General features: G+C 43.0%; 11 protein-coding genes. 8 read left to right on the top strand and 3 right to left on the bottom strand.

The features are described 5' to 3' along the window. Positions 1 to 715: 715 nt before the first annotated feature. From ACLM45_RS03360 to ACLM45_RS03340, 5 genes are all read left to right on the top strand, one after another. Positions 716 to 1918 (top strand): HlyD family secretion protein, encoded by a 1203-nt coding sequence (locus ACLM45_RS03360; RefSeq protein WP_415410576.1) that lies wholly within the window; start codon positions 716 to 718, stop codon positions 1916 to 1918. Next, positions 1915 to 4068 (top strand): cysteine peptidase family C39 domain-containing protein, encoded by a 2154-nt coding sequence (locus tag ACLM45_RS03355; protein ID WP_415410575.1) that lies wholly within the window; start codon positions 1915 to 1917, stop codon positions 4066 to 4068. Before ACLM45_RS03360 ends, ACLM45_RS03355 begins: the two co-directional genes overlap by 4 nt. After that, positions 4068 to 6119, top strand: a complete 2052-nt coding sequence (locus ACLM45_RS03350; protein ID WP_415410574.1) for an ATP-binding cassette domain-containing protein — start codon at positions 4068 to 4070, stop codon at positions 6117 to 6119. The genes ACLM45_RS03355 and ACLM45_RS03350 overlap by 1 nt, the downstream gene beginning before the upstream one ends. Before the next feature lie 2 nt (positions 6120 to 6121). Then, positions 6122 to 7765: a TolC family protein gene (locus ACLM45_RS03345; RefSeq protein ID WP_415410573.1), complete on the top strand. Its 1644-nt coding sequence runs from the start codon at positions 6122 to 6124 to the stop codon at positions 7763 to 7765. A gap of 2710 nt (positions 7766 to 10475) precedes the next feature. After that, entirely contained in the window at positions 10476 to 11849 is a 1374-nt protein-coding gene (locus ACLM45_RS03340; protein WP_415410571.1) for a hypothetical protein, read from the top strand. A gap of 1089 nt (positions 11850 to 12938) precedes the next feature. Here ACLM45_RS03340 and ACLM45_RS03335 read toward each other — a convergent pair. The 3 genes from ACLM45_RS03335 to ACLM45_RS03325 all read right to left on the bottom strand — a co-directional run bounded on the left by ACLM45_RS03335 (position 12939) and on the right by ACLM45_RS03325 (position 13984). Continuing rightward, positions 12939 to 13115, bottom strand: a complete 177-nt coding sequence (locus ACLM45_RS03335; RefSeq protein WP_415410569.1) for a hypothetical protein — start codon at positions 13113 to 13115, stop codon at positions 12939 to 12941. 147 nt (positions 13116 to 13262) lie between these two features. Beyond that, entirely contained in the window at positions 13263 to 13652 is a 390-nt protein-coding gene (locus ACLM45_RS03330) for a hypothetical protein (RefSeq protein ID WP_415410567.1), read from the bottom strand. 71 nt (positions 13653 to 13723) lie between these two features. Beyond that, positions 13724 to 13984 (bottom strand): hypothetical protein, encoded by a 261-nt coding sequence (locus ACLM45_RS03325; RefSeq protein WP_415410565.1) that lies wholly within the window; start codon positions 13982 to 13984, stop codon positions 13724 to 13726. A 587-nt stretch (positions 13985 to 14571) separates the two neighbouring features. Here ACLM45_RS03325 and ACLM45_RS03320 point away from each other — a divergent pair. The 3 genes from ACLM45_RS03320 (at position 14572) to ACLM45_RS03310 (ending at position 20573) form a co-directional block, all read left to right on the top strand. Further along, the gene (locus tag ACLM45_RS03320; RefSeq protein WP_415411337.1) at positions 14572 to 14826 is read left to right on the top strand and encodes a transposase; all 255 of its coding nucleotides are present in this window, start codon (positions 14572 to 14574) and stop codon (positions 14824 to 14826) included. Positions 14827 to 15547: 721 nt separating this feature from the next. After that, on the top strand, positions 15548 to 15910 hold the full coding sequence (locus ACLM45_RS03315; protein WP_415410564.1) for a hypothetical protein: 363 nt from the start codon (positions 15548 to 15550) through the stop codon (positions 15908 to 15910). Positions 15911 to 16211: 301 nt separating this feature from the next. Beyond that, positions 16212 to 20573, top strand: a complete 4362-nt coding sequence (locus ACLM45_RS03310; RefSeq protein ID WP_415410563.1) for a hypothetical protein — start codon at positions 16212 to 16214, stop codon at positions 20571 to 20573. Positions 20574 to 20711 lie beyond the last annotated feature (138 nt).

The following is a 20711-nucleotide window of genomic DNA, read 5'->3' as shown; positions in this document are numbered from 1 at the left end:
TTGAGATAAGAATAGCAAGAACAGATGATGTATTGAAGCTATTCAATGTTGTTGAGGCTACTGGCTCGACCGTTGAAGCGCAACTCATAAGGACTTAGCCTGAGTAATTGCATCCCCAATTTTGTATCTGCGGTTTGGTCGAAAATAAGGTTTTACAACATTATGACCTACACTAAACGTAAGGAACGAGTCTTTGGGGTTGATCATGGCCTTCACCTTTAGCTCATTAAAAACTGCAGAATAATGAGAAAAACTAATTAGAATATTAATAATCCTTCAGGATGGGTTGCTTGAAGTAGTCATAAGGGGTTTTAATCTTGATGCAGTGGTGCTAGTAGCCTCGATTGAAACGGAAATCATTGAGGATGCGCTGACAGGGCTGTCGGCCGAACGGCGCTATCGAGACCCAACATTTCAGAGAATCATTTCCGAAAGCGAACGGAGGTATTGACGCAGCGTGCACAAGCAAGTGCTGCAACGCTTTCAGCTGGACATGACAATTAAAACCGTAATGAGCCTGTCAGTATCGCCTGACACAATTTGTAAAAATATGGAGCTTGATGGTTAAGTTGAATGCAACCAGTGGGAAAAGTTGTGCTCAATGATATAAATCTACAGTTAATGTATGCCGATTTGCAGGGCGTCCACGAATCCTCGGTTGTGGGTGGTATTTAAATGTACTACAGTTATATTGTTTTTTATTTGCATTACGCGAGTGCTTGAACAACGCGCTAACGACTTAGTTGATAGGCCTTTCGTTTATGTTTCGGGAAGTTTAGCTGTGCTCACTGTCAGCACACTGTTGTGGTCTTTATTTGGCAGCTTGAAGCTAGAATCTACAGGTGTAGGTTTGATTGTTCGAGGCAAGCATTTTGTTACCGTCAGTAGTAAGCAGCAGGGTGTCATTTCAAAGCAATACTTTGAACTTGATCAAGAGGTCAAGGCTGGCGACGTGCTGATGTCTCTTGATACGCAGACCAATCAGATTGGTTTGAACGCAGCGGCCAAAACTCTGGAAGTAACAAAGCCGCTGTCGCTGCTGAATGATCAAGCTGGCAAACGTGCTGAGCTTATTGCAATAGAGAATATTCGCTCTGCGGAAGAGATGTATAAACGCAATGCAGACTCTCTGCGCAGTTTAATTCAGAAACAGCAGGATGCATACAATGGAGTCTTAACGCTGTATTCAAGCAATAAAGTTAGCAGTGATGAACTCGCCTCGGCTTATTCAAGTTTGGTGCAGCTCAAGCAGCAATTGGTTGGACTTGAGAATAGTGTTCGAGAACAGAGGATTAATTACCAGCAGATCAGGCAGTCCAATGCTCAGGGAAAAATTAATCTGGAATCGCAGAATATTTCCACGGCTTCAAATGTGGCTCAGTCGCAACTTGTTCTAGACCAATCAGAGCTGATTCGCTCGCCTATAGATGGCACGATGGTCAGTTATGACGTGCAACTGGGTGGGTTTGTCAACCGAGGTGATCCTCTTATAACTATTTCCCCGAAGACTGGCCCTTTAACTGCAATCATGCTTGTTGGCTCGGATCAGTTTGGACGCATTAAAAAGGGTGATCGGGTCTTGGTTTCGCCTTCTGCGAGCCCCTCGATCCGCTTCGGCTATATCAAAGGAAAAGTGGTTGCAAAAGCGGACGCCCCAGCCACAGGAGCTGAGTTGCTTAAGGCCTTTGGCAGCCAGGACATCGTTCAGTCTCTGCAACAAAGTTTTAGTCAGGGCCGCCAGGTGAATCTTCCCTATCTGGTCAAAGTTCAACTCGAGGAGAAGAATCAACAGCCGGTATGGACGTTGGGACGGCAACCACCCTGGGGGGTTCGATCTGGCAGCCAGGCAACAGCTCGCATTATCTCTGAGCAAGTGCGTCCAATCAGCCTCTTGATCCCCTTCTTCCGCGGATTATGAGGAGTATTATAAATCTGGCGCAAGAGCTGTTCCAACGAATCAATCGCCACCCCCCCTTCCCACTGGCGATTCAGTCGGATGAAACGGAATGTGGCCTGGCATCCCTGACCATGGTCTTAAGAGGTTTGGGATCAACCTGTGAATTGGAGCGGCTCAGAGTTCTCTATGGCTCGACGCGAGGAGGAATGACTGTCGGTGAGTTATGTGAGTTTGCAGCAACCGTTGGCCTCAGGGGAATTCCTGCAAGGTTGGAAGAAGACAAGTTAGAGAAGACGCCATCGATTATTTTTGTACGCACTGATCACTTCAGTGTGTTGTGGAAAATTCAAGAAGATGCAAAACAAGGCAGAACGTACCACATTGCCGACCCCAGCGATGGCATTCTTTGCTTTGGAGAGGAAGACTTCATCGAGTATTACTCTGGTCTTCAGATTACATTCCGCCCGATTAAGCGTATTTTCGAGAACCAGGATCTAACGCAAGCAGGGCATGTATCGCAGAAGCTGTCATCGCTGCTGATCGGTAAGACAGTGATTGTGTTGCTGATTTGTATCCTCGCATCCGTATCTGCTGTCCTCGCCTTGCTGAATGCAGGTGCGCAGGATGTGTTTATGACCTATGTCGTTGAGGAAGGGGAGATTCTTTGGACAAGGGGGCTGATCCTTGTGACCATCGCGCTGTCTGTCCTTATCGCATTGTCAAGCCTGATGATGCAGGTTGCTGTGCAGCGGCAGTTGCAGACTGTCATTCAGGCCTGGAATATCGATCTATTTAAGTCGCTATTTACAGCTCCCTATTCATTCTTCATCAATAAGACTACGGGGTTAATTGCATCACGATTTAGCCAGGTTGAGGAAGCTTTATCCGGCTATCAATCAGCGGTACTGGCAGCCTTCACCGGCTGTTTAAATCTCTTGGTTTATGTGATTGCAGTGATGCTTGTTAGCACACCACTTGCGCTTGTTTCGGCTGCGGGTATAGCAGCATTTATTTATGTTGGCTTGAAATTCTACGGTTATAATATTCAGAATAACTACATGATAAGAGAGGCTGAGTGCGTTGTTGCCACAGCTGAGTTCAAGTTGATCAAGGGTCGAGAACAAATCATTCTCGAGCACGCAGAGGATGCTACTCAGCGTGAACTAACTGCAGGCTACGCCTCCTTAGGTAAAGCCGAGTTGGCGACATCAAGGATTGGGGCGATCAACGAATTATTTTTAGGTAGTATCGATCAATCACTCAATGCCCTTCTACTGGTAGTTTCTTCAATCCTGATTGTGAATGGTAACCTAACAACCGGTACTTATGCAGCAATCAATGTAATCATTGGTACAGCATTGGAGCCCATACGTTCCTTATCTCAATTACTCGAAACGTTCCAGAATTCGCGACTCACATTCCAGTCTGCTGCGGAACTGCGGCCACCCACAAAAACGACAACTGAAAACAATAAATCTGCTAATGAGTCTCTACCTGCAAAGATTGAAACTGCTCCACTAATTGAGCTACAGAGCGTCACTTACAGATACTCTAAGTATTCAGAACCAATCCTAAATGCTGCCAATCTAAAAATAAGGTCAAAATCAGGAAGACCGCTCGCTATTCGGCTTGATGGAGATAGCGGTTCAGGTAAGAGTACTCTGCTCAATTTACTGATGGGGCTGATCAGCCCAGTGTCAGGGCAGGTCAGTATATGTGGTGCTAATCTTGCGCGTTTAAAACTAGACGACAAACGAAAGATAGTTCAATATGTTGATCGCTCTGCATTGATAGTCCGAGGAACTGTTGAATTTAATGCACGTCTGGGCACACATGCCAGCCACGAAGACTATGAACAGACTCTGTCAGGACTGGGGCTTGCTCAAGAGGCCATTTTTAGCCAACAGAATGCAAGGCTTCTTCAAGATGAGACGTCGGTCAGTACAGGTCAGTCAGTGATGATCTCAATTATTCGTGCAGCCTTGATGAAACCACAACTCTTGCTAATTGATGAGTCCTTAGTCAGCATACCTCAAGAACTTCATAAGCCTGTCCTTCAGGGGCTTCTCAAGATGCGGATTAATACATTAGTTGTGCAACATGGGGACAGTCCAGTCATCAGCAATCTACCAACGATTGCGATGAGAGATCTGCAGAAGGAGGCAAACTGATGTTGATGCAGAACACACCAAATGTCCCAATACGTGCACGTTGGATCTCGGCATCGGAATATGTTACTTATCTCATTGCACAAAAGAAAAACTGCGCTTTGCTCCATGGAGAGCAAATTCAGCAAACTTTGTTCTTCCTAAGTGAACAAGAAGGGTTGCTAACTTCGCAGCTCCTTCAATACCTAGAAGGCATGATGCAAGTGAATGAAATACCTTTTCACGAAGGGCAGGTGGATTCAGTGGTGAGACTGTCTCAAGTGGCATTCTTGGTGAAGGGTAATAGTATTTTGCCTTCTGAATATTTCAGGGGCCTTGAATCGAATTCAATTGCTTCGGATGAAATCCGCATGTATTTCTTATCTGCAGCACTGCCAAAGCAAAAGCTATCGAAGAAACAGTTTGTCAACACGTTAATGGATCGACGCTGGTCCATCATCGGACTGGCGCTAGCGCTTGGAACCCCGCCAATTATTGGGGGGGCCTTAGCTGAGCTGTTACAGCAGCCTTTGTTTGACAACTTTGTTCCAGAAGGTCAGATTCCAGCAATCGTCTTAGTTGGCTTTGCATCGATTGCTCTTCAGCTGACAGGTCAGATTATCGGCACGATGCAGACTCTGACGCAGAGCTATTTTACGCAGAATCTGGATCTAGAAACAAAAGTCTCAACGGCACAACGCTACTTGCTGGCCAAGGCAAGTGCTTTACCACAGAAAGACATTGGTAGCTGGCGCCTCACTTTCAGTGTGTCAAGCGCTTTTCTGGGCTCTATCAACTCTCTATTCATATCAATACCGCTAGCAGTTATATCTATGGCGGCTAACATTTTGGTGATTGGTGCCTTTACGGATTTATCTGCTGTATGGAACCTATTCCTCATTCTCCTTATTCCAACAGCCTTAAGCATTGGAATTACATATCTCAGCTCTAATATCTCGATACGTGTAATTGGTCAGCAGTCTGCAATTCAGTCAACGATTTATGAAGCAGTCAGACAGATTAGGGGCATTTGGCTTAGCAATACAGAGGCAATTTTTATTGATCGTTTTGCTCGGGCTCGTGTGGCGATCTCAGAGAGCCTGTTGCGAGCAGGAAGGTTGGATGCAGTAAGTTCAGTTCTCAATAACCTCTTCCAGGGTTTCTTGTATGCGTTCATCTTTTATGAATATTACAAGAGCTACCTTGATCCTGCTCGATCGAACCTATCTGTTGGTTCTTTACTTGTTATTTATTTCGCAATCGGCTCATTAAGTGGTTCACTCAGCTCTATTGCGGATGATCTTGTTTCGATTGCTCAGAGCTTGCCCACGTATTGGATGCCAAACGCAATTCGTGATATCAATGTTTTTAGAAATGCACCATCACCCCAACCCATCCCGTGCCCGGCATCTGTAGCATTTTCCGAAGTTATTTACACCGCTGTAGATGCTGACTATCCCTTTAGTCAACCGGTTTCCCTCACGCTAAGAGCTGATAGAAGCTACGCGCTAGTGGGACCTTCTGGATCAGGAAAGTCCACCTTGATTGGACTTCTGACTAGTCATCTGAGCCCAAAGAGTGGATCGATTCAACTTTTCGACGAGAATCAGCAAAGGCTTGACCATTCACTGATCGATTGTCGGCTACTTGTTTTAAGCCAAGAGACGAACCTTTATGGAAGTCGCTTGTCTGATGTCGTCGACCCCTCAAAGAATATTCCGTATGAAAGGCTTGAAGAAGCTTGCGCACAACTTGATCTCACTCACCTGCTAGATAGTCTTCCGCTGCGTTGGCAGACACCAATTAATGAGTTCAGTCGTGATCTCTCCTTGGGGCAATTGCAACGCTTCAAGATAGCGCGAGCGTTAGTTGCTGATTACGACATCATCATTAGTGATGAAGCCACATGTCATTTACCTGAAGATCAGCATCTTGAAATGATGCAGCTTCTGAATCAGAGAAGCAAAATTCATCTTTCAGTTCTACATCGCACATCAGCTCTTCATCTTTTTGATGAAGTAATTGAGATCGACCGTCAAGGTTACATCAGCATGAATCCTGTACCTGTCTCTTAATCATGAATCCACTTATTCGTAAACTTCATCTACTCAGCGGTGTGTTGTTTCTCATGCCACTCCCTTCTTTGGCTGGGGTGGTCAGTAAAGACATGGCATGCCAACAAGTGGAATTGGGCACAGAGTTACCGTCAGTACCACAACTGCCCGCATTGGTTTTTTGTAGCCCAGTCATTGGCAAGGGTGAAATTGAAACTAACATCGAAGGAGAGAATAATGCGTCATTTTTAGATAATGTTATCGAGCAAAACCCTTCAGTACAGTCTTACGCAATGCAGGTAAAGTCTTCGGAATATTCATTGAAGTCAGCGAATGGAGCTTGGTGGCCCAGCGTTTCTATGTCTAATAGTTCGGTACTTTTTACCGATATTTTATCATCACAGAATTATGGTGGTGCGCCAAACGCATCATCATCACCGGCCACGGCAGGGAGCGCGTTCAATCCATTTAATGGCAGCTCACAGCGTGATGGATCGCGGCGTTCATCCAGTAGCGAATTGACCGGCTTCTCTGAGAGCTCCGCAACCTATACTCAGGCCTATCCAGTCATCCAGATCCAATGGAATTTTCTTGACCCAACTCGATATCCACAGATTGCTGCGGCTAAACATCAGCTGGCTCTCTCAAAATCTCAGCTGCTTCAGGCCACCCAGCAAACGCGTTCAGCAGTCATGCTCACCTATGGTGACTATTTGTTATCAGGTTTCAAGCTTGCTGAGATTCTACAACTTGTTAACCTTCAGCAGCAGATAGTTAGCCAGGCTCGTGCACGTGTAAATCTTAAACTTCTTCCTCGCTTTCAAGCTGATCAGGAATTTCGTACTTTTTTATCTTACCAAAGACAGCTCAGGTCTACGCAGATTCAGCAGTCAAATGCTGCTGTGAAGCTCGAATCGCTGCTGTTGCCCTTGGTGGAATCTGATGGGAAGAAACTCAGCAATGCTGCTACTGCTTTCTCTCCTCTGAGCCTGCACAACATACTTGGCCCGAGCTTGGAAGCATGGCCATGGGATCGAGATGAAACCATAAAACGTTCATTGTCATACTCAGAAGCCTTGAAGCGGCTGATGCTTCAAGCTGCAATTGCAACAGATAATGCCAACGAGCAATGGGGAGGTATATTGCCGACTATTGGTCTGCTTGGGTATGTTACATATCAATATACAGCCGGCAGCCAGAATTTTGCACCACCAACACAGCCGAGCGGAGCAAGGTCATCAACACTCAGTAACTATGCTGGTTTATCAATCTCTTGGAACTTGTTTGATGGTTACGCAACGCGGAATCAGGCGAAGTCTTATGAACAAACAGCTGTATCTTATAAAGCTCAATATCGTGATGCTGCAACAAAGCTGAAGACACAGACACTCGAGAGCCTCAATCAACTCGTCGGTAGTGAGCAGCTAATTGCTCTTAGTTTGCAGGATCTACAGAGTGCAGAACAGATTTCTTCGGATACAGCAGCTCGTGCCGCTGTGGGTCTTGCAGAACAGAGTGATATCTTGAGTTCGAAGATTCAAGTTCATCAATCGCGACTTCAGTTGATTCAGTCGTTAGCTTCTTACATTAAAACATTTGGAGAGCTCAAGAGGTTGGCTGGTTCCTATAAAGATCAAGATCTTTTTTCTACACAAGCATCTAAATAGTCTTTAATTCTGTGCGAAATCTGGCCTTAAACAGATTGAAGGTATTTGCCTGTGAAAAATATATGATTTATTCATATTAATGAACCTACAGCATCTTAATTTCCAATATGTGAGTGATTGCGATTGATGACTTCTGCATCATCTAATTCTGGCTCGGCTGCCACAGCTGAACTTGTCGCATTACTCCGAGCCGTGGCAGAGGATGCCAGATTGATTTAGTGTTTGCTGCGAAAACCTCTCAGCCATTCTGGGGCAATTTGATGTGGAGGATTCTTCCGGTTTATTGGTGTGGGAAGCGATTGAAGCAAATCTGAGTGTCGGTTCTGATCACGGCCGTGTGCTGCTAGATCAGATACAAGAGAGTGCAATTTAGGCTTTATCACCGCGCGAGATTCAAGACTACTATCCGGTGTTGGCATATGACCTGATCGAGACCATAGTTCAGCAGCCCTCTTGGCCTTGGTTGATGCTGATGGGTTGCTGCAGACATCGGATTGTACAAAGATTGGATTGTTGGGCGGAAGTGGTACGACCATGTTGTGCACCAAATGCTCACGTAATAAAAACGTGAGAGTGCAGGTACGTGGTTGTGGCACCTCAGTTAGTATTGCAGTAGTATTTTCAGCTGGTTTAGTGGGATATTAAAAAATGTTTGTGGTGGAATAAGTTGGTTCTGCTTAGCAAAGTGAGCATCTCAAGCAAGAACCTGAAAAGAACTCAGGTGATTCCAGGCCTTGCTTGCGATAAAACCACAAGCAGAGAATCCTTTGCTGAAAAGTGAGGGCTATCCTTGTGGTCACAGGAGCATGTCCTTTAAAGCCAATGTATGCTTGATCCGTGAGAGTTGTTGGGTTGATCTGGATTGTTTTTACTAAAGGCTTGGCCAGGATCTAGAGGATATCCATCAAGGGATCAAGCACCAGAAACTAAATGCAAGACCTTTATTATATGAGAAAGGATACTTCAAGTTTTGATCAACATCGATAAACAAGCTGTTAATCATAGTTCGAGAAGAAGCAGGCATAGAGTGATTTACGCTCAGCGCCTGGGCACTGCGTTGACCAGCAGAATTTTGTTGCTCCTTCAAATGTTTTAGGTATTAATATCGTTCTCATGGTAAGAAAGGGAATTGTCTAGTATTTTTTTAGCGATATTGAAGCAGCTCCTACGATTCACATTCAGCATTGTTATGGATTACGCCCGCTAGCGGCCAGAGCCTGTTCGGTCGGAGCTTTTTGATGAAATCAAAAAGAGGATATCCTTCGTAGGTGTAGAGATAATCCTTTTCCTGTTACTAACTCGAGTGCAGTGCATTATGCGATCGAACAAGGGGAAATCCTTGTGACTGCTTACGAAGATTTTGTGCCAGACCGAAAAGAGATATTCCTTAAGGAGCCACAGCGACGAAAGCGAGAATTTTGCTAGCGGGGGATTGGATGATGTTGATGTGGTGCGTCGTTTTCATTACAGGGCTTCTAAGCACATGAGTGAGGCACTGGATTGTTCGTTTGCTCGTCACTCCGATGATGACGTGGTCAGTCATTCAACGCGGTCGGTTGAATTGAACGCCGCATTTCGCGTGTCGTTCCTACAGGCCTCGCTAAGGCTGATTTGGATGTAATGTTTCATCTAGAACACGGTTCCATGGATGTGGTGGAAAGTATCGATTGAGATGGTAGCAACTTGATTGACAAACAAATGAGCGGATTAAAAGTCATCTAGGTAACTTTTTCTCTAGGTGATTATTGGGATTAGCTCCTACCGGTATAGATCTGCTTGTATTACTTGTAGAAAGTGTAGATCGAAAGCTGCTCACGCCTGACAAGGTAAAACCACTGTAAAAGAATAATGATTACTAAGTTAACCCGTGGGCAAGCCGCTTCAATCGTTGGCTTAGATTGAACTTGGCCTAACCTCGAGGAGGAATGAGTGACTTGGCTTCATTTTTTACTCCTTACCCAGCATAATCGGTATTGCATAATTGAGTGCGGGGATCCTTTGTGGCTTTCAACTCTTTTCGGACACGATCCAACACACGTGAATATTCTTTCTATTGACCACTACCATCACGACCCATGACACAAGTGCCATTCTTGAGCGGCGATGCTTTTCGTGAAATCGACATCGCTGAGTTTGCGTCTGTTCGGGTGGTTATCTTTTTTTTTGACCGATGTTTAGAGCCTTAGGAACGGGAGACCATGCTGTACTTCCGGCGAGCCCTAACAGCCCTTTATGAATCTTAAGACTAAGATCAATTGAATAAAACGTAGAAAACTGGCGCCACGTCAGGCTTTACTGCTTGTTGATACTCATGTTTTTTAATCCGCATACAGAAGTATCCAATTGCATGTACTAATGTACGAATTGAAGCAAATCAGAAGAGGCAAGAAAGGTTACATGTGAAGCAACAACTGCCCACGGGGACACATAGATTGGAAGAGAGACAGTATTCAGAGCCCACTAATCTATATACTTTTTTACGAGCAAAGATGCGCACTAGCAAAATCTCGATCCTCATTATTTTGTGTCTGTCAGGAGCTATGGCCTAGGAGACTTTTACGCATAAAAAGTATTAATCTTGAATCCCCTCAATTGAATAACATCCATTCTTGAAGCATATACGAGAAATGACTGAATTGAGAATTATTTGTTAATTCTATCCCTCAGCCATCGCCTCTTGACTATGATTTATAGAGATATAGGCAGTTGAATGACTTCAACAGTAAGGGCTTACATGTTTGCCTCATTATCCATTGAGAATCCAGAGTCCTGCGCTACGTTGCTCTACTTTTATGATAGATACAATCAAGATCAAGATTCGCTTCTTCGCTTGACCCTCAAGCAAGCTCTTGTTGCTTGCGAAGAGGAGGGCCTAGATTATGGAGATATAGTTAGTTCACTGCTTGAGTTTTTTCCAGGCGTGAGTACCTTTTGCGCAAATAAACCGCTTATCGATGACATATCATTTCAGGAGATTAACTTATACCTCGGTGACACTTTTCTTGCTGGGTTGTTAGATGGAATAGGAGATTCCACTGTAGATGTTTCTCTTCTAAAAACTGCCGGCGGGCTTAAGGATTTGGAAAAAGATGGATTAAAAGGCTTAGGAATTGCGGGTGCGATTTTTGGTGGAGTTGGACTTGCCGCGGCGCTCAAAAAGAGGCTAGATAGAGGCTTAGCCGCAGAAAGAGCACATGTTGATAGGGCTTTTGTGGATGACTTAAACGCAGATTTTGCCCATGATATCCCTGAAGTACGAGGCTCTATCAACGAATCACTAGGTTCTCTTGAGAGTTCATTTAAGGCAGATGCAGCTCGGTCTGAGGATCGTGTTGTTGATAACCTTGAGAGAGATCCCGAAAGAGTTCTGTATGAGGCTGGCATGGACTTCAAGGAAGGAAACTTAAGAAATACTGTGATCGAGACATCGAAAAGTGACCTAGATCCTGTCTTAAAAAGTGCCGCAAGGCAAAGTGAAAGACTAGGCAAAGATCTAATTGAAAGGAGTTTCGGGAAAGCTCTGGTAGATGCAGTTGAAGAGGTCCCGACAAATATTAATACAATTACAGACAAGGCCTACAGCGACTTTAAGAGTGAATTGGGGAAATTCAAAGCTGGGATGGACATTGAAAAGATAGCTTCAGAAAGGTTAGGGGAGGATTCCGATCTGCTTCCTGCTTGTCAAAATTATCTAGATAAAAAACTGATGAAATATTGCGCTGACCAAGACTTGCTTACGCAGTTGACGTACAAAGTTGCTAATAAAGCCAACCTAGGAGAATTGACTGATGATCTAACGACAACTCTTGATAGCAATATACTTAACGAGGCAACTAAGTCCTACGGTGAAATGATACAAAGTGTGGTTGATGGACGAATTCAAGCCCTCGAAAGGGCTGGAGTCAAGGACGCAAAGGAAACTCTATCGAATCTTTATGACGATATACCTCTAGAAGAAATTGCAACTGATGTCAGCAAAGAGCTGAAATCTCATCTCTTTAAATTAACTGTCGACACAGTTCAAGAAGGCTTAGGAGATATAAAAAATGTCGCCGAAGACATAGTTGATGATTTAGAAATCTAGCCTTTCGTTTCTTGAGACGATAGATGAACTAACGATAGAAAATTTAGGTTTCAATATTTAAAGTAGAAGACATTCAAGCCCTCTCGATAGTTGTTTTTGTTCGTTTTTGCTTCGATGCCTGTGCCAAAGTGAGCCAATATTGAGAGTTTCCTATTCAACTGCTGCTCGCAACCTTCTCAACGTTGGTTGAGACAGACCTAGGATATTGTATTACAGCTTTATGCCAACATCTCCAACTGCATCAACCTCTTTTTTAGTTGTGTTGACTCCTAATGCTCACGAATCTTCTGATCCTCAAGACTTCGCTTATCGTTGAGAAGAACAGTCTGGTTGTCTGCTTTGACTTCTGAAAGCAATTGTCGACCTGTTGATTCTAATGCCACTGCTTGTTGTGGTGCTTAAGACGGCTTTGTGTTGACCTCTGTCGAAAGTGGTTGATCGATTGGTTTCTTCTAGCGTTGAATCCTCTATTGATACTCTTGCGCAATCTGTCGATGGTGAGCTTTTAAATTATTGTCACTTATATCGTATGTATTAACGAAAATAACTTCCTAACCGCTGTAAAGGCCTCTAGTGAGCTTTCTGCTAGATACTCAAGAGCATGTCGTCCAATACGTTCATTCGCATCGCTACTGCACCAGTGGCAACCTGGTCTTTCTGCTGCTTCTGTCGGCATTATCGAACGTCATGATTTCGTTCTTGGCGTCTGCCGATGAGTGGTCGCTAGTACTTGACAACCAGATGTATAAGCAGTTGCTATTTGTTCATTTGCTCGCTCGTCATGTCATTAATCAACGCGGTGACTCCCTTCATTGCTCATGTGCTTATGAGAGTGGTTGGATGTGCTCATGCTCTATTTTCCTGTTGAGCTGCGTCCTGGAGTGTCAGCCCCTTGAAGGCCGAGTGGGGGCTGAGTCAGTGCACTCCCAGCGCCAGCAACCAGCCAGGATCTGGGCCTCTGGAGCCGTACTGAACAACTCCGTGTGAGGTACTCATCCCTGAATCGGCCATTGAACGATTCGGCGTATCCCTGCTCCCAGGGGACCCTGGCGTGAAGTAGGCCGTCCAAGTGGTGTGGATGGCCTCGTATCATTTCCATAGGGCCTGGGTGTTGAACTCCGGGCCGTTGCCCCCGCGGATAAACGCCTTAGCCTCGTAAACACTGGTGAGATCCTCCAACATCCCAACCACATCCTTGGCCTTGCAACGCCTTTCTACCCGGATGGCCAGGCAGACGCGGTTGTTCTCTTTGAACACATTCAGCAACTGAGACGACGACCATCAGCGGTTGCATCAAACTGAAAGACCATGGCCACTATGCAGTGGGGATGCTGAGCCCGTTGACTCCGCACTGTGCCTTCCTCGGGACGTGCTTGCTTAGTTATTCGGGGAATGGGCATTTGCACGGCTACCTCATGCCACAGACTTGGAACCCTTTTGTGGTTCACCGACCAGCCCTCCCGTTGCAAGTGGCGTAGGCCATCCGCTGGCCCCAGCGGCGATCTTGCGGAGCCGATGGCGAAGCTTTATCCCCCTCGATGTCGACAAGTTTGTTGCGATGGCGCTGTGTGCTGCGTTGCTGCCCCGCCACTCGGCAGAAAAACCGTTCTGAAGCTCACTAACGATTCTGCAGAAGCGCGTCAGCCTTGCGGCGCCGTTCCTGGCTCTGAAGTCTCGCTGGGCGAAATCTTGGGGCATCTCGATGACACGACAGACCTCTTCGACGGTCTTGTCCTGGGCAATCAGCTCGTCGGTCTTGAGCTTTCGAATGATCTGCTTGGTCGTGTGCTTGGCGTGTTTCATGGTCAAGTCCTTGTCCCAATTTGTCCAGCTGAGGATTCTCATTAACCCTGGACCGGTTTCCGGGGGCCACATCAAATGGAGTCTCTGACCTGCGAAATCATTGTGTCGCTTAGTGTCTCGGTGAGTTTTTGGGCTTCATTGAGCAGCGAGAAATCAGTTGGATGGCGAACTTCTACAGGTCCACACGTTGCATCAATCAGTAATTTGTCCTGATTGTGTTCTGTCATTTCCAATCTGCTGATCAGTTGGACCTGAGCATCCGCTTTACCGCTGCTGTCGTCATCGCGATCAGTAGCGCCGGAGGAATGGATCGCATTCAGGCCATGACACACGATTCGTTCATTGCAGTCATTCACCCCCGATTCCGGTAGCCGTTTACGGAAACACACCATCATCGCCGGTTTAAATGTTGCTGAAGACTGAAATCTCTCTAAGCTAATGAGTAACTTGAGATAAGGATTCTTTTTGTTCTGCTCAACGAGTTCCTCATCTGTGAGCTCCTAGCGGTCTTTGATGATCAATGTTCCCAGTGTCATGCGAAATGGCTTCGCAGGCGAACCAATCTCCTTGATGAACTTGACTGCAAGTTATTTTCAAGTTCTTCCCATGGGATCAGCTCCGCCAGCTTGATTTAGCTGTTGATACCTGAGACTTGACATCCAAATAGTAGGATGAAATCCTTGAACGAAAGATTCTTGCGCCGATACACCTGGAGAAATCTGTACGGTATTTAGGCCTAATTTATTTTACACAATTTATTTCCAATAACTGTGGAGATCTTTTGCACTGCAGGCATCTGTCTTTCTCTAGGAAGCCCTATCTCCCTTCGTAGGGTCTACAAGCCCGAGGCGGTTAGATCATCGATGCAATTTTTGTTCGCGTTTTCATGTAACGCAATACCCGTGATGAGGATGCAGAGATCAAAGCTGAGTGTCTACCGAATGGTTGTGGATCAAAACCAGATCGCTCGCAGCAGTGGGACTTAGATGTTTATTGGGTCAACAAGAATGGCGTCAATCATTACGGATACAAGAGCAGTATCTGCATTGATGTCGACCATGGCTTGATCTGCCGCTACGCCGTTATACCTGTTAATTTCCATGACGCTCAAATTTTTCCACTCCTGCTAAATCCCGAAAATGAACACGACTATGTCTGTGCCGATTCGGCGTAGACAGGAGAATGTTTCGAGGATCTATTCAGTCTCGGCCGTTGCGAATGCTTGATCCACGAAAAGGGCGCGCGCAAGCTTTAGCGAAGCCTTTAAAGAACTGAAACGCATCAAATTTGCAACCAGAGTATGTGTTGAGAACGACTTTGTTCGCATGTCAATTTAAATGGTCTGAAAGGCGACCAAAACGATTGCTGTCGAGAACCAGGCATGTTAGGGACTCAAAAACCTTTTGTACAACTTCCCCCGATATCTCCAGCACGCTTCCAGTCTGCCTGAGGGTGCATCTTACTAAGGAAGGGCTTCGCAATTTGTGCGTTTATCGACTTAATCAGATATGCACCTGCGCGCTTATGAGTGCATAGGATGTTGCTGCCATGTCGCGGCTTTCTAATGCCGTTAAACCCTTGCAGCATCGTCTATTTTTCGAAATGCACTTAAGTATGCACGCAAGAAAACCATTCTTCCTCAGCAACCCTGTATAATCTTCAAGATCAATTGTATCTCTTGTTGTTTTTCTTTGTAGGACCATTAGGCTAGACTATTTGTACACAAGTTTGATGTTTAGATAAATTATCGGAAGGCATATTTAGTTAGCACTCTAAGAGTAAGTATTCCCATGGTTAGACAGAGAGCGATGCAGAAGTTTTGAGTAAAAAGAATTCTTAAAAAGGCGCTGCAATGCGCTATTTACCAGCTATAGTGATAATATTGTTGTAAACAAATGCCTGAAGACTCCCGTCAATCTGGTATGAGCGGTACCCAACAAGCTGCCATGACAGAAGAGCTTTCTGCTAACTTCACAAAGTGTCTTCAAGAAGAAGCAGAAAAGATACAAGGTGAATTTGAAGATTCCACTCCAATGAAAGCCCAAGCCAGGGCCCTGATATGGCTTGATACCCTTGCCAAGTTACATGAATCAGGCTTAGAGGAAGCTATTAATACGAATGACGCTAAGCAAGCAGCCGCTTGGACCAGGGATCTTGGGATTTTAGAAGTTGTTCTTGGCCTGCTACGGAATATACAGCCAATGGACCTCAATATGAATGAATCACCCCCCCCTCAAGATGTTGATATTCAAACCTAAACTGCACCAAAATAGATTATGTTTTGTTATGTATAATGCTCACTCTTTTTTCAAGTCAGAACGTAATTTTTAACGAATTCCATTTACACGTCTCCGTGCGTTTGTCTCCCTTTTGTCCTATAGCTTCTTTTATTGAACTATGCAAGAGCCAGTAATCTGAAGACGCTTCGATCAAGTGCATATTGAGCTGCTATTTTTCCATTTGTGATACTTGTTGATCTCTTTAGTGTCTTTGTTCAGGCATGGTCGCGACTTGACATTTAAACCAACCCTGTTAAAATAAATTAGCTTGTTAAATTCGATGAGCATCTATTCTTCGGAGATACAAGCCCTTTTAATTTACATTCTTTCGTCAGAAGAGCTATTTGAACAATGGTGTAATGCGGGAAAGGGAAACGACTGGCAGGATTGGATTGTTGATAATGGTTTTGACGTACACCTACTCCATTCGCCAGAGCTCTCTAGTATTGTTATAAACATTTATGGTTCTTGGCTTGGACAGATTTTTTATCATCTTTTGATTCATAAAATTTCTTATGACTATAAATCCTACCTTTACTATTTAGAGAAAAGTTCCTCTTTCTACAACAATCCAAGTCGTGATACTGCTGGTGGTTTATCCTTTCATCAGGTTTCGATTGGTCTCAGACGACAGAATAAAATTAAATCGAAATCTATCTTGATTGAGAAAGCTGCGTCAGAAGTACACGAGGCACTTTCTCCAGCAGGGGTGAAGGATATTCATCAATCGGAAAATCAAAGAAGAGAAATACATAACTTCTTCTCTAATGCTAAAAGCTCAAAACCAGGGCTCTCTAGTCAGCTCTCTAAAGATAGAAAGCAGTATTCATCTTTCCATAAACTCTCTGATAATCAGCGCAGACTCTTAGCCTCTGATGTTAAGTCAAAAGAAAAGACCGCGCTAAATACAAAATGGTCCCAACATACATCGCAATTGCAACTCAAGGTTAGTAGTAATAAACAAAAACTGTATACTGTTTGGAAGGAGCAAAAAGAACTTTCAAAAACTATCAATAGACTTAAATCTATCTATATCAAGGATCGAGAGCATATCAAATTGGTCGTATCTGATTTGCGAAAGGCCGAGCATTGGCATGCCATATTACAAACTCAGTTTGGGTCAGTTTCGCAAGTTGATAGAGAGCTAATTAATTTTAAGAATTCATTGATTTCTGATTATAATCATGACCGATCAAGGATTCAAGAACTAAGGAGCAATCTAAAAGATAAAAGAATCTCGTTTACAACCGAAATGCTGCTTTCGGAGGAGTTTAGTAAGCGTAATAACGATTTTTATTCATTTCGAACTGAATGGCAGAAAGGCAAGAACAAATACCAAAGCTTTAATATTAAGACAGCTTATAATAATTACCAAAAAGACAACGACCATCAAAAAGGACATTTCATCAACAGGGTGTATCAAGAGCAAAATTACTTTTATAATCCTGAGAAGAAAGCCTACAAGCAAGCGCAAGCTACCTATTTAGCAGACATTAAATATGGCGATACAGCACGACAAGCAAGAAATCTTGCGTCCTTAAGTTATTTTGGCTCACTCCTTCATTCAGATATGAAGTTGGCGGCTTTCGCTTTTTTATTGAATGACCGGCCGATTTCATCAACATTAACTCCATACCTTCCTCTGGCATTTCATCGACAAATAAATATTGCTAAATCAATTATTCGTATCGATAGGCATTCTTTTTTATGGAAGACAAGGGTTAGATTTGATGTTATTAGAGGTAATTTTGTTGAAAACAATATCGCTAAGGCTCAAAACTATGCTCTCAATACATTAGAGGGTTTTCATCCATGGAGAGGTTTTAAGCATTTTCTTGGCTCAATTGGCCATGATATCTGGTATTCAATAGGTCATTCAATGCACTTTATATTTAAAAACGTCTTCCATATTGATAGTACGTGGCTACATAATGTTGATTCTGCAATTTGGCATGGTCTTGGCGATACATTGCATTTTATTGGAAAAAGTTTACTCAATTTACCAGTAAAATTTGGAAAAAATGTTGATCTCTTAACGCGCCAAATTATTAAAGGTTGTCGTGTCAATGGCAATGGTATTAAGGGCTGGGGCGCTGCATTAGACCGTGATACAAAGGGACTCCAAAAGACTCTCAAATTTGCAGGTGAAGCAACAGCTTGGTTTTTTACAGGTGGTTTGGTATTCAACAATGTTATAATTAAAGATGAGATGAAGCTTATATTTGTTTTTAAGATAATTGGCATTTTTCCCAAAAAACTTGCTCTCAAGAGCGCCGTACATCTAGACTTATTAAAGCATAGTCTTAAATCCGACATTCACTCTAGGCTTCATATTCTACATCCGAATAAATATCTACTACAGATACCTTCTATATCTAAAGCATATGATAAAGCTGAGTTTAAAATAGCTAAAGGAAAGGCTTTTTTCGATTCTAATCCTGTGCAAGCATTAGCTGAAGCTAATAAAGCCTATAATAATAGATCTGAAATCATCTCCCACGAAAAAGCCGCTCTAATAACTTATGAAAAGTCAGCCAAAGTTGCAGCATATAAATGGATTTACATTAATGTTACAGCTAAGTCCTTAGAAGCATGGTCTAAATCTCAGCTCTCTACTGATTTAAGCCAGTATAAGTTTGTTCGCTCTCTCGCAGGTGATCATAGATTGCTTCGAGATGGCTATATTTCGTATCGTTATCATTTAAAGCGAGACCTTAGCTATCTATCTAAAAAAGAATTGAGACGGAAGGAAACAGCTCTTATATCCAAGTTAAGAACTACGGCTAACAATGATGGTTATTTCATTTCTTGGAATGGATTTTATGCCAAAAATGTGATAGCCAATAGAAAATCTGGCTTTGCTACCTGGTCTTCTTATTTTAAAGGTGAGCAACAGATAGCATTATTCAATAAAAACAATGATAACTTACTTAATATGAATATAGAACTTTCATCAGGAGGCTTTTCCTATAGTATCTCAAGTCCTTTTTATTCCAAAGACATTGCCCAAGGTTGGGTGTCATATTCTAAGATCCAAGATATTACTAAAAATATTCAAAACCGAGTAATCGATCGCATAGAAAAAGGATCTCTAACAATACTGGTTGCCAACCAAGGCAGCATTAGCCATTACGTAAGAAAGCATCACTCCTTTTTTCATGATGTTGGTATCATCAGTGCTATTCACAAAAGCTCAGCAATAAAAAACTATATTAATGCTGTTCAAAAAGAGATCAAAAATGATTGGGTCCAAGGAGGAGGTAAGCAAATATTTGAAGGCTTTAGGTTCGGTATTGACAGCTTACTTATTGAGAACAACCAAACAAAGAAAAATTTTAATACCCTAATTAAAAATAAGAATCTAGGTTATAAAGTTTTTTCGGATATTCTGTTATCTTATGCTATCCCGCACAGTTTCTTACAGGATGTTAATGCCTCTGCATCTCGTTTTAAATATTCGCATCAGCAACTTGACAAGGACCTAGGCTCTATCTTTAGGTTTTTTGTTGGTTCCTCTTCTATTATCGACAGATTTAAATCTCTGAATAAGCGTCTTAAAGTAATTTATAATTTTCAGAGAATAGGTTCTATTCAAATTTCCAGTAAAACGATATCTTCCCTTACAAGTAAATGGAAAGACCATATTCTTCTGCAGCCTATTGTCAATATTGTTCTTAGCTCTGCAAAATGGGCATCACTATCTGAAAGCCAACAGGAAAATATTATCAATAACTATAATGCAATTAAAAGTTATGATAACAAGCATCAAGAGTTAAAAAAATTGATTGCTAAGAGTCTATCTAAAGATACTAAATTTGATTATTATTTCTTTCTTGACATAAAGACAGATGTTAAGTCTATTAATTCGGGTGCCAATATGACCATTGGTCAAATTGTAAAAACTTGCATGCCGTCAAGTAGCAAATGGGAACCTATTGCTGATATTACCCAGATTCAAAACTATGCAACTCCTTCTTCGCAATCAGGTGGTGATTCACATTCCTCTCAACCAAATAATTCGCACACAATTTCAGTGAATCTACTTCACACAACATTGCAATCCATATTCCTTTATACGCAAGTCATAAAAAGATTCAAAGGATCTAACAAGAAAGATTTGGCAGAAAAAGAGACTGAAGAATGGGATGAATCACTTTTGTCTGACTCTGGCTTTAAGGAATCAGCAGCAAGATGGGAAGCGACAGAACAAGATATAGTTGAATCGGATCTTTTGTCTGACTCTGGCTTTAAGGAATCAGCAGCAAGATGGGAAGCGGCAGAACAAGATATTGTTGATATGCAAGAAGATCTTTTTCGGCGTGAGCATCTCGATACTAAAGTTAAAAATAAAATTGAATCTAGTGATGAGATTGAGCGTGCTAAATCCCAAATTAAAGATATTGAATCATATGATACCGGTAGTTTGAAAGGTGATCTGGACGATCAATTAAAAACGGATTGCGATGAACTTACTCAGAGTCTTACAGATGATCTCATCACAGATTCTGATGCTCTTATTGAGATTGCTGTCGATAAAATCAATGCGACGGTGTCTGACGTTGCTCCAAAAATTAGCGAAGATATCGATGTTGTTACGCAAGAGGCTGATACTATTGCTACTGATGCCTTATCCTCTTTGTGACTTTTGCACAGTAATTAAGTCTTATTTAACTTATTTTATGTATCCATCGTATGCTCATATGTTTTCTTGATCGAATTTATTATGCATCGGCAAGGGATCCTTGATCAGTTGATTCATGTTGTTTTTCGACTTCTTTAA

Source organism: Synechococcus sp. A10-1-5-9, assembly GCF_047716785.1.
Classification (GTDB): Bacteria; Cyanobacteriota; Cyanobacteriia; order PCC-6307; family Cyanobiaceae; genus Synechococcus_C.
This window is presented reverse-complemented; position numbering and strand designations above follow the sequence as displayed.

Bases quoted from the DNA above. Each gene is read 5' to 3' on its own strand.
- ACLM45_RS03355 (WP_415410575.1), top strand. From the start codon at position 1,915: ATGAGGAGTATTATAAATCTGGCGCAAGAGCTGTTCCAACGAATCAAT.
- ACLM45_RS03350 (WP_415410574.1), top strand. From the start codon at position 4,068: ATGTTGATGCAGAACACACCAAATGTCCCAATACGTGCACGTTGGATC.
- ACLM45_RS03345 (WP_415410573.1), top strand. From the start codon at position 6,122: ATGAATCCACTTATTCGTAAACTTCATCTACTCAGCGGTGTGTTGTTT.
- ACLM45_RS03340 (WP_415410571.1), top strand. From the start codon at position 10,476: ATGACTTCAACAGTAAGGGCTTACATGTTTGCCTCATTATCCATTGAG.
- ACLM45_RS03330 (WP_415410567.1), bottom strand. From the start codon at position 13,652: ATGAAACACGCCAAGCACACGACCAAGCAGATCATTCGAAAGCTCAAG.
- ACLM45_RS03315 (WP_415410564.1), top strand. From the start codon at position 15,548: ATGCCTGAAGACTCCCGTCAATCTGGTATGAGCGGTACCCAACAAGCT.
- ACLM45_RS03310 (WP_415410563.1), top strand. From the start codon at position 16,212: ATGAGCATCTATTCTTCGGAGATACAAGCCCTTTTAATTTACATTCTT.